Annotated in this window: 7 protein-coding genes and 2 pseudogenes; 1 reads left to right on the top strand and 8 read right to left on the bottom strand. The window is 70.8% G+C overall.

Annotation, left to right across the window (positions count from 1 at the left end; translation table 11 throughout):
- Positions 1-227 precede the first annotated feature (227 nt).
- From D6270_RS20330 to D6270_RS20340, 3 genes and pseudogenes are all read right to left on the bottom strand, one after another.
- Complete coding sequence (locus tag D6270_RS20330; protein ID WP_109164139.1) at positions 228-695, bottom strand: hypothetical protein; 468 nt, start codon at positions 693-695, stop codon at positions 228-230.
- A gap of 12 nt (positions 696-707) precedes the next feature.
- A pseudogene (rarD, locus tag D6270_RS20335) lies at positions 708-1,672 on the bottom strand (EamA family transporter RarD).
- Positions 1,673-1,820: 148 nt separating this feature from the next.
- Entirely contained in the window at positions 1,821-2,681 is an 861-nt protein-coding gene (locus D6270_RS20340) for an SDR family oxidoreductase (RefSeq protein WP_109164137.1), read from the bottom strand.
- 194 nt (positions 2,682-2,875) lie between these two features.
- Between D6270_RS20340 and D6270_RS20345 the strand changes: the two genes are divergently transcribed.
- A complete protein-coding gene (locus tag D6270_RS20345) occupies positions 2,876-3,211 on the top strand; it encodes a winged helix-turn-helix transcriptional regulator (protein WP_109167349.1) in 336 nt (111 codons plus the stop codon).
- 97 nt (positions 3,212-3,308) lie between these two features.
- On the opposite strand, the pseudogene D6270_RS20350 reads toward D6270_RS20345, so the two are convergent.
- The 5 genes and pseudogenes from D6270_RS20350 to D6270_RS20370 all read right to left on the bottom strand — a co-directional run bounded on the left by D6270_RS20350 (position 3,309) and on the right by D6270_RS20370 (position 10,676).
- Positions 3,309-4,381: pseudogene (locus D6270_RS20350) on the bottom strand (2-oxoacid:ferredoxin oxidoreductase subunit beta).
- On the bottom strand, positions 4,374-6,338 hold the full coding sequence (locus tag D6270_RS20355; protein ID WP_109164135.1) for a 2-oxoacid:acceptor oxidoreductase subunit alpha: 1,965 nt from the start codon (positions 6,336-6,338) through the stop codon (positions 4,374-4,376). Before D6270_RS20355 ends, D6270_RS20350 begins: the two are co-directional and overlap by 8 nt.
- Positions 6,339-6,677: 339 nt before the next feature.
- Entirely contained in the window at positions 6,678-7,337 is a 660-nt protein-coding gene (locus tag D6270_RS20360; RefSeq protein WP_109164134.1) for a response regulator transcription factor, read from the bottom strand.
- Positions 7,338-7,845: 508 nt separating this feature from the next.
- Positions 7,846-9,225, bottom strand: a complete 1,380-nt coding sequence (locus D6270_RS20365) for a sensor histidine kinase (RefSeq protein WP_109164133.1) — start codon at positions 9,223-9,225, stop codon at positions 7,846-7,848.
- A gap of 257 nt (positions 9,226-9,482) precedes the next feature.
- Positions 9,483-10,676: a sensor histidine kinase gene (locus D6270_RS20370; RefSeq protein WP_109167348.1), complete on the bottom strand. Its 1,194-nt coding sequence runs from the start codon at positions 10,674-10,676 to the stop codon at positions 9,483-9,485.
- Between the last annotated feature and the right edge of the window lie 88 nt (positions 10,677-10,764).

A 10,764-nucleotide genomic window follows, 5' to 3' on the forward strand; every position in this document is an offset into this window, starting at 1 on the left:
TGTGGTCGTTTTCACGCACGGACGGTAACTCCTCTGTCGTTACTGGCCTCTTGCGTCGGCCAAGTCTTGGTGAACTCTTGAACTGTCCTTGCCCACAGGGCACTTGAATGTGTCCGTACGTTACGTTCGCGTTCAGGAGCGCACGCGTTCACGGGTCCACGCGTTCACGGGGCCACTCGTGATCGGGGCTGCTCGTGGTCGGGGCCGCTCGTGGTCGCGGGGCGACCTCAGTCCGTACGAGGGAGGCAGGCCGCGCAGGTGTGCCCGTCGGTTGCCGCCAGGAGCCGCGCGGCGGCATCCCGTACGGTCTGGGGCCGCGGCGGCGAGGTGTCCGTGGCCAGCAGAGCCGCCGTCGGGCGGCCCTCCGCCACCGCCTCGTGCGCCGAGCGCGTCCACCCGGGGTCCTGGGCGTGGTCGGCGGTCAGGATCGTGGCGAGCAGGTCCAGCACGCCCGCCCGGCCCCTGACCGTCTCCGTCGCCGCCAGCTCCCACAGGAACGGCACCGCCGCCACCGTCGCGTCGAACACGGCCGGGGCACCGATCCACTGGGCCAGGTCGCTCAGGGCGTCCTCGGTGGTCGGGCCGTCACCCCAGGCGATCCGCGACAGCATGCCCGGAACCTGGGACGCGGAGCCGTACGCGTGCTGCAACTCGTGCCACCGCACGTTCCTCATCTCGCCCAGGACAGTCCCCATCCGGGCACTCAATCAGCCTTGCCGCACCGCGTCCACCGTGCCGGCTGCGGGGGCCGTCGCCGCGGTTGCCAGCAGCTTCGCCGCCAGGATCCGGTTGCGGCGGGCGTTGCGCAGCGCGTCCCAGGTCAGGAGCGAGAGGGCCAGCCAGACCAGGGCGAACCCGGCCCACCGCTCCGGCGGCATCTCCTCGTGGAAGTAGAGGATGCCCAGCCCGAACTGGAAGACCGGCGCCAGATACTGGAGCAGCCCCAGCGTGGAGAGCGGAACCCGGACCGCCGCCGCGCCGAAGCAGATCAGCGGGACCGCCGTGATGATGCCCGTCGCGGCGAGCAGCACCCCGTGGCCCGCGCCCCCGGCCGTGAACGTCGAGCCGCCGGTGGCCGTCAGCCAGAGCAGGAAGCCGAGCGCGGGCAGGAAGAGGACGGCGGTCTCGGCGGCCAGCGACTCCAGGCCGCCCATGTCGACCTTCTTCTTCACCAGGCCGTACGTGGCGAACGAGAACGCCAGGATCAGCGAGATCCACGGCGGCCGCCCGTATCCGATCGCCAGCACGAGTACGGCGGCCAGGCCGGTGGCGACCGCGGTCCACTGCACCGGCCGCAGCCGCTCACCGAGCAGGAGGACCCCCATGGCGATGGTGACCAGCGGGTTGATGAAGTAGCCGAGCGAGGCCTCGACGACCTGGCCGTTGTTCACGGCCCAGATGTAGAGGCCCCAGTTGACGGTGATGGTCGCCGCGGCCACCGATATGAGGCCCAGCTTCCGCCGGTCGCGGGCCAGCTCCCCGATCCAGGCCCAGCGCCGGACCACGAGGAGGGCGCCCCCGACGACCGCCAGCGACCAGACCATCCGGTGGGCGAGGATCTCGATCGCCCCGGACGGCTTCAGGAGCGGCCAGAAGAGGGGACGATGCCCCACATCCCGTACGCGCCGACCCCGTACAGCAGGCCGGCCCGCTGCTCGTTCTTCCCCTTCACGGGCCCCTCCTGGACTACCTGTGCCGGCGCGTCTGCCCGACGGGATGACGGTAACGCCGGAAGGGCCTCGTGTCATAGCCGTATCGGGAAAACACTCATGACACTCGTCCCGGGAGGGGTGGGGGCGGGTCATGGGGGGGCAGGGCTGTCAGGCGGTGGCGAGCGCCGTGCGTACGGTCGTGGCCAGGGGAGTCGTCGGGCGGCCGATCAGCCGGGCCAGGTCACCGCTCGTCCCCGCGAGCCGCCCGCGCGCGATGGCCTCGTCCACGTCGGTGAGGATCGCGGCGAACCCCTCGGGCAGGCCCGCGCCGACCAGGATCTCCTGGTGCACGGAGGCCGGGACCTCCTTGTACGCGATCTCCTTGCCGGTCGCCTCGGAGACCACGGCCGCGTACTCCGCGAGCGACCAGGCGGTGTCGCCGCTCAGCTCGTAGGCCTTGCCGAGGTGGCCCTCACCGGTCACCACGGCCGCCGCCGCTGCGGCGTAGTCGGCCCGGGAGGCGGAGGCGATCCTGCCCTCGCCCGTGTTGGCGACGACCGCGCCGTGCTCCAGGACGGGGGCGAGGTTGGCGGTGTAGTTCTCCGTGTACCAGCCGTTGCGGAGGAAGGTGTACGGCAGCCCGGAGTCCAGGATCAGCTGCTCGGTGGCCTTGTGCTCGTCGGCCAGCTGGAAGTCCGCGTCCGGTCCGCCGAGGATGCCGGTGTACGCGAGCTGTGCCACGCCCGCCGCCTTGGCCGCCTCGATGAGCGCGGAGTGCTGGGCGACCCGCTTGCCCACCTCGCTGCCGGAGATCAGCAGCACCCGGTCGCCGGCCCGGAACGCCTCGGCGAGGGTCTCGGGGCGGTCGTAGTCGGCGATGCGGAGTTCGACGCCCTTGGCCGCGAGCGGGGCGGCCTTCTCCTTGTTGCGGACGACCGCGACGATCTCGCCGGCCGGGACGGTGGCCAGCAGTTCGTCGATGACGAGGCGGCCGAGTTCTCCGGTGGCGCCGGTGACGACGATGCTCATGGGGGGCTCCTGTTCGGGGCGTTGTCTCTGTGGTTGCCTTCCTTGCCGACCCTACGGTGAGCGCTAACTATGGGAAAGTACCCACTTTGAAGTAAGGTACTGGCATGGGAGTGAGTGATAACGGTGGAACGGGGACCGCGGCTCCGCTCGGTCTGGTGGGTCTGCCGAAACCGGTCCAGGACGTCAACCAGCCGATGTGCCCGTCACGTCTGGTGCTGGAGCATGTGACGAGCCGCTGGGGCGTCCTGGTCCTGGCGGCCCTGCTGGAGCGCTCGTACCGCTTCAGCGAACTGCGCCGCACGATCGGCGGGGTCAGCGAGAAGATGCTGGCCCAGACCCTCCAGACGCTGGAACGCGACGGCTTCGTCCACCGGGACGCGAAGCCCGTGATCCCGCCCCGCGTGGACTACTCGCTCACCCCGCTCGGCACCGAGGCCGCCGAACAGGTGTGGGCGCTCGCCCGCTGGACCGAACGCCGGGTGGACGCGGTCCAGGCGGCACGCGAGGCATACGACGAGGCCCGGACCTGATCCTCCAGCCCGCCCAGGCCGTCCAGGTCGTCCTGGTCGTCCTGGTCGTTCCGGGCGGGGGATCGGGTCCGGGCCTTCGCCGTGGCTCTCCGGAGGGTCAGCCGACGACGGTCCAGGTGTCGGTTCCGGTGAGGAGTGCGTCGAGGTCGCCCTTGCCGTCGCGCTCCACGGCGGCGTCCACCTGGTCGGACATCAACGTGTCGTAGACGGGCCGCTCCACGCTGCGCAGCACACCGATGGGGTGTGGTGGAGGGTGTCGGTGTCGGCGAGGCGGGAGAGCGCGAAGGCCGTGGTCGGGGAGTCGGCGCGGGCGTCGTGGACGAGGACCTGCGAGCGGTTGTCGTCGGTGACGGCGACGACCTCCAGATCACCGGTGGCCTGGTTGCGGACGACACCCTTGGAACCGTCGGCCCCGAAGAGGATCGGCTCCCCGTGCTCCAGGCGGATGACGGCTTCGGCGGCCTGTTCCTTGTCCTTGAGGACCTCGAAGGCGCCGTCGTTGAAGATGTTGCAGTTCTGGTAGATCTCCACGAGAGCCGTGCCCGGGTGCTCGGCCGCCGCCCGCAGCACGCTGGTGAGGTGCTTGCGGTCGGAGTCGACCGTCCGCGCCACGAACGTGGCCTCCGCGCCGATGGCGAGGGAGACCGGGTTGAAAGGCGCGTCGAGGGAGCCCATCGGCGTCGACTTGGTGATCTTGCCGACCTCGGAGGTGGGGCTGTACTGGCCTTTGGTGAGCCCGTAGATCCGGTTGTTGAAGAGGAGGATCTTGAGGTTGACGTTGCGGCGCAGGGCGTGGATGAGGTGGTTGCCACCGATGGAGAGTGCGTCGCCGTCGCCGGTGACGACCCAGACCGACAGGTCGCGGCGGGAGGTGGCCAGGCCGGTGGCGATGGAGGGGGCGCGGCCGTGGATGGAGTGCATCCCGTAGGTGTTCATGTAGTACGGGAAGCGCGAGGAGCAGCCGATGCCGGAGACGAAGGTGATGTTCTCCTTGGCCAGGCCGAGTTCGGGCATGAAGCCCTGGACCGCGGCGAGGACGGCGTAGTCGCCGCAGCCGGGGCACCAGCGCACTTCCTGGTCGGATTTGAAGTCCTTCATGGACTGTTTCGCCCCGGCCTTGGGCACCAGTTGCAGCAGTTCGTTGTGGTGCAGTTCCTGGGTGTCAGGCATCGATGGCCTCCTGGAGAGCTGTGGCGAGCTGCTCGGCCTTGAACGGCATGCCGTTGACCTGGTTGTAGCTGTGGGCGTCCACCAGATACTTCGCCCGCAGCAGCATGGCGAGCTGTCCCAGGTTCATCTCCGGGATGACGACTTTGTCGTACCTCTTCAGGATCTCGCCGAGGTTGGCGGGGAAGGGGTTGAGGTGTCTGAGGTGGGCCTGGGCGATGGGCTGTCCGGCGGCGCGCAGGCGGCGGACGGCGGCGGTGATCGGCCCGTACGTCGATCCCCAGCCCAGCACCAGCGTGCGGGCTTCGGCGGGGTCGTCGACGACGAGGTCGGGGACGGTGATGTTGTCGACCTTGGCCTGGCGGGTGCGGACCATCAGGTCATGGTTGGCGGGGTCGTAGGAGATGTTGCCGGTGCCGTCCTGCTTCTCGATGCCGCCGATGCGGTGTTCGAGGCCGGGGGTGCCGGGGACCGCCCAGGGGCGGGCCAGGGTCTGCGGGTCGCGTTTGTAGGGCCAGAAGACCTCGGTGCCGTCGGCCAGGGTGTGGTTGGGGCCGGTGGCGAAAGGGGTGGTGAGGTCGGGCAGGCTGCTCGTCGCCGGGATACGCCAGGGTTCGGAGCCGTTGGCCAGATAGCCGTCGGAGAGCAGGAAGACCGGGGTGCGGTAGGTCAGGGCGATCCGGGCCGCCTCGATCGCGGCGTCGAAGCAGTCGGCCGGGGTCTGCGGGGCCACGATCGGCACCGGGGCCTCCCCGTTCCTGCCGTACATCGCCTGGAGCAGGTCGGCCTGCTCGGTCTTGGTCGGCAGCCCGGTGGAGGGCCCGCCGCGCTGGATGTCGATGATCAGCAACGGCAGCTCCAGAGAGACCGCGAGCCCGATCGTCTCCGACTTCAGCGCCACCCCCGGCCCCGACGTCGTGGTCACCCCCAGCGCCCCGCCGAACGCCGCCCCCAGCGCCGCCCCGATCCCGGCGATCTCGTCCTCCGCCTGGAAGGTGCGCACACCGAAGTTCTTGTGGCGGGACAGCTCGTGCAGGATGTCCGAGGCCGGGGTGATCGGGTACGAGCCCAGATACAGCGGCAGGTCCGCCAGCTGACCGGCGGCGATCAGGCCGTAGGACAGGGCCAGGTTCCCGGAGATGTTGCGGTAGGTGCCGGTGGGGAAGGCCTGCGAGGCCGGAGCGACCTCGTAGGAGACGGCGAAGTCCTCGGTCGTCTCGCCGAAATTCCACCCGGCCCGGAACGCGGCCACGTTCGCCTCGGCGATCTGCGGCTTCTTCGCGAACTTCTGCCGCAGGAACGTCTCCGTCCCCTCGGTCGGCCGGTGGTACATCCACGACAGCAGCCCGAGCGCGAACATGTTCTTCGATCGCTCGGCCTCCTTGCGGGAGAGCCCGAACTCCTTCAGCGCCTCGATCGTCAACGTCGTCAGCGGCACCGGATGGACGTTGTACGCCTCCAGCGACCCGTCCTCCAGCGGACTGGTGGCATACCCGACCTTCGCCATCGGCCGCTTGGTGAACTCATCGGTGTTCACAATGATCTCCGCGCCACGCGGCACATCGTCGATGTTCGCCTTCAGAGCGGCGGGATTCATCGCGACCAGAACATTCGGGGCGTCGCCGGGCGTGAGGATGTCATGATCGGCAAAGTGCAGCTGGAAGGAAGAAACCCCAGGCAGCGTGCCTGCGGGGGCCCGGATCTCGGCCGGGAAGTTCGGCAGGGTCGAGAGATCGTTCCCGAACGATGCCGTCTCCGAGGTGAACCGGTCACCCGTGAGCTGCATCCCGTCACCCGAGTCACCCGCAAAGCGGATGATCACCCGGTCCAGGCGGCGGACCTCTTTCCCGTCGCCGCCGGTCGTTCCCGTCGTACCTGACAGGGGGGCGCGCTGACCCCCGAGGACGGCGTCGTTGGCCTCATCGGCCTTCTCTGCCGCGCTACTGACCTGGCTCGTCACTGAACTGGACCTCCCTTGGGGCGGCGGTTCGGAACCTTCCGGCCAGCCGGCGGCTCCAGAGGCAACCCTACGTCCGTGCGGTTCGCCCTCCAGGGGCCGATCATATGGTGGACGCTGTTTTGAGACACCCTTTTATGCCGTTTTGACATCTTTCTCAAGCCCCCCGATCGCTGGATGGAAGCGCTCTGCTCGTAGGTCTTTCGTGCTAGGCCCTTCCGCCCAGGACTGCCCGGTGGAGGCCCGCCGGACACCCCTGAGGGAGATCCGCCGGGTGTGCGCCGGCTGCTCACCGGGCGTCCACCGCCGGATCGGACGGTTGGCTGACAGGGTGTCAGACGGCTAGGAGTTCAGGTAGGTGAGTACGGCGAGGACGCGCCGGTGGTCCCCGTCGCTGGGCGAGAGCCCCAGCTTCTGGAAGATGTTGCTGACGTGCTTCTCCACCGCCCCGTCGCTCACCACGAGCTGCCGGGCGATCGCCGAGTTGGTCCGGCCCTCGGCCATCAGACCCAGGACCTCCCGCTCGCGCGGAGTCAGCCCCACCAGCACGTCCTGCTTTCGGCTGCGGCCCAGCAGCTGCGCCACCACCTCCGGGTCCAGCGCCGTCCCGCCACCCGCCACCCGGACGACCGCGTCCACGAACTCGCGGACCTCGGCCACCCGGTCCTTGAGCAGATACCCCACGCCCCGGCTGCTGCCCGCCAGCAGCTCGGTGGCGTACTGCTCCTCCACGTACTGCGAGAGGACCAGCACCCCTATGCCCGGATACTCCTTCCGCAGCCGCACCGCCGCCCGTACGCCCTCGTCGGTGTGGGTCGGCGGCATCCGTACATCGGCCACCACCACATCGGGCAGCGCCCGCTCCGCCCCGAGGTCCGCCACGGTCTTCAGCAGGGCCTCGGCGTCGCCCACCCCCGCGACCACGTCATGCCCGAGGTCGGTGAGCAGACGGGTGAGCCCCTCCCGCAGCAGGACCGAATCCTCGGCGATGACTACCCGCACTCTGTTCTCCACGTGCTCCACGACGCTGCGTCCCCCGCTGTCCTGAGCCCCGAGCCGAAGAGCCCCTGACCCTCTGGCTCTCCGACACTCCGGCTCTCCGAGTTGCTGTGCCCTCGGGCGCATCCGCACCCGACACCCTCAGCATCCCAGGCCCGGGCCTGGGATGGGGAGCCTGTGGATAACGCGCCCGATCAGGCCACCCGGGCACCTGATCGGCCGGCCACGGACCTCGCGGCCTGGCCACCCAGCCGGGAGCCCCCGGTCCCCGGACAGGGTCCGGAGACGGGGCCGGGCCGGTGACGGTGGTGGGGCCGGTGACGGTGGCGAGGCCGGGGCGGGGGCGGGTGACGGTGGCGAGGCCGGGGCGGGGCCGGGCCTGGGGCGGGTGACGGTGGCGGGGCCGGGCCTGGGGCGGGATGCCTGAGCCACGGGGCAGAGTGAGGCGGCCGGGCGGGTGCCCCGAGCCATGGGCCGCCGGGCGAGGGGTGCTCGGGCGGGCCAGGAGTGGTCAGCCTCGCCAAGGGAGCTCGGCAGTGATCGTTGTCGGGCCGCCGGCCGGGGAGTTCACCACCAGGACCCCGTCCACCGCGTCCAGCCGCTCCGTCAGCCCTGCCAGGCCGCTGCCGGACGAGGCGGAGGCGCCGCCTCGGCCGTTGTCCGTGACCTGGAGCATCAGCCGGTCGGACGTCCGCCACACATCGACCGTGGCCCGGGTCGCCCGCGCGTGCTTGCTGACGTTCTGCAGCAGCTCCGACACCGTGAAGTAGGCGATGCCCTCGATGGCCTGCGCGGGCCGGGCGTCCAGGTCCACCTCGACCGTGACGGGGACGGTGCAGCGGGAGGCGATGGCGGAGAGCGCGGCGTCGAGGCCGCGGTCGGTGAGAACGGCAGGGTGGATACCCCGGGCGAGGTCGCGCAACTCCTGAAGTGCGACCTTCACCTCGCCGTGCGCCTCGTCCACCATCCGCGCGGCTGCCTCGGGGTCGTCCGTGAGCTTCTCCTTCGCCAGCCCCAGATCCATGGCCAGGGCGACGAGCCGAGCCTGCGCACCGTCGTGGAGGTCCCGCTCTATCCGGCGCAGGTCGGCGGCGGCGGTGTCCACGACCACGCCCCGGTCCGACTCCAGCTCGGTGACCCGGGCAGAGAGGGCGGACGGGCCCAGCAGACCGGACACCATCAGCCGGTCCACCGAGACCAGCCCCCGCACGATCCACGGTGAGAGCAGCACCAGCACCAGGCCCACCGCGCTCGTCGCCGCCAGCTCGGCGGGGGAGTCCAGGTAGTGCGCGTGGCTGCGGTCCCCGTACAGCTGGATGCCGTCGGCCCCGACGAAGACCGGGAAGACCCACTGCCACAGCGGGTACGTCAACGCCGCCAGGCCGTACGACCAGAACGTCACCGACACGCAGAACGTGAACACGGCCCAGGGGAAGTGCAGCAGCGCGTAGAGAAGGTGCCGCCAGGAGACGCCGCTCTTGAGGACGGCGCCGATCCACGACATCGGGCCGCCGCTCTTCCCCCGCACCCGCACGGGCTCCGCCACGTCCAGCTTCAGCAGCCCGCGCGCCCGGGCCCGCTCCATCACCCCGAACCCCCGGCAGGCGGCCAGGCCCACGGCCAGAAGCGGAATCCCGATGAAGGTGACGAGCAGACCGGCGCTGACCGACGTCATGGCGATCGCGAAGACGAATATCACCGTGCTCAACGGCAGGCTCAGCAGGACATAGAGGAGCTCGCGCCAGCTGCGGGCCTCCAGCGGCGCGCGCAGCGCCGCCGGGAGGAAGTGCTCCGCCGGGGCCTGTCCCTGGGGGCCCGCGCCCAGACCTGTGTGGCCGCGCCCGCCCGATCCCTTGTGGTCCCGGGTGTCCGGTCCGTATGCCGTGGCCATGAGTGCCCGTCCGTTCCGTCTCTTCTGTCGATCGGCGAGGTGTCCCGCGTCCCTGCTCCGCGCCCGTGCTCGTCCGCCGCGGGCCTGCTGTTCCACCGTGCTGTTCAAACCGTGCTGCTCGAACTGTGCTGCTCGAAATGTCTACTTCCAGGGTGCTGGGCTGTCCTCTCCGGCACCATGTGGCCGGTCTCCGTATCCGTACGGGGGTTTTCCCCACCCTCGTACGTCCTCGGCCCCCCGGCACGTCCTCCGCGTGCTCAGGAGGCCCGGCTGTCCGCCGGGACCCGGTCGCGCCAGGGCAGCTCCGCGGTGACGGACGTCGGCCCACCCACCGGGGAGTCCAGGACGAACAGCCCGTCCACCGCACCCAGCCGCTCGGCCAGCCCCGCCATCCCCGTACCGCCGTCCATCCGCGCCCCGCCCGAACCGTCGTCCGTGACCTGGATCAGCAACCGGTCCGCCGCACGCCGCACGTCGACCGCGGCCGACCGGGCACCGCTGTGCTTGCTGACGTTCTGCAGGAGCTCCGACACGGTGAAGTAGGCGATGCCCTCGATCGCCTCCGCCGGACGCCCCGGCAGATCCACCGACACCTTGACGGGGACGGTGCAGCGGGAGGCGATGGCGGAGAGTGCGGCGTCGAGGCCGCGGTCGGTCAGAACAGCGGGATGGATACCCCGGGCGAGGTCGCGCAACTCCTGAAGTGCGACCTTCACCTCCCCGTGGGCCTCCTCCACCATCCGTGCGGCCGCTTCCGGGTCGTCCGTCAGCTTCTCCTTCGCCAGCCCCAACCCCATGGCGAGGGCGACGAGCCGGGCCTGCGCACCGTCGTGCAGGTCCCGTTCGATACGGCGGAGGTCGGCGGCGGCGGTGTCCACGACCACGCCCCGGTCCGACTCCAGCTCCGCGATCCGCCGCTCCAGCTCGTCCGAGGGCGACAACAGCCCCCGCACCATGGCCCGGTCGGCCGTCGTCAGCCCCCGGGCGATGAACGGGAGCACCGGCCACAGGACGACCAGGCTCACCAGCGTCACCGCGAACGTCAGGACCCCCCACGGCAGCCGGATGAAGCCGTACAGCAGCGAGCGCCACCCCACCGGGTCCTTCAGCCCCGACCAGAGCCAGGTGAAGACCCCGTCGTCCCGGCGGCCGCGCGGCAACGGGCTCGGCTCCTCGATCCGCAACCCGAGCAACGACCGCGCCCGGCCCCGCTCCACCCGGCCCAGCCACCGCGCCCCCCGCACCCCGCCGACCAGCACCGGCAGCCCGACCACGGTGACCGAGAGGCCCACACCGACGGCGATCACGAGCAGGGCGTAGACGAAACCGGCGACGGCCAGCGGCAGATTGACCAGCAGGTGCGCGACCTCCCGCCAGGCCGACCGGTCGAGGGCGAGGCGGGCGGGCGGCAGAGGCCGGTCGGGGTCCGGTACGGAAGGGCTCATGGTCATGGCACCAGCCTGCCGGGCCGTGTCCGCGCTCGCCATGGGGCTCGTAGGTGGCGTGAAGTAGGGATAACCCCACCTGTGTGCGACGCGG

The sequence above is a fragment of the Streptomyces griseus subsp. griseus genome (assembly GCF_003610995.1).
Classification (GTDB): Bacteria; Actinomycetota; Actinomycetes; order Streptomycetales; family Streptomycetaceae; genus Streptomyces.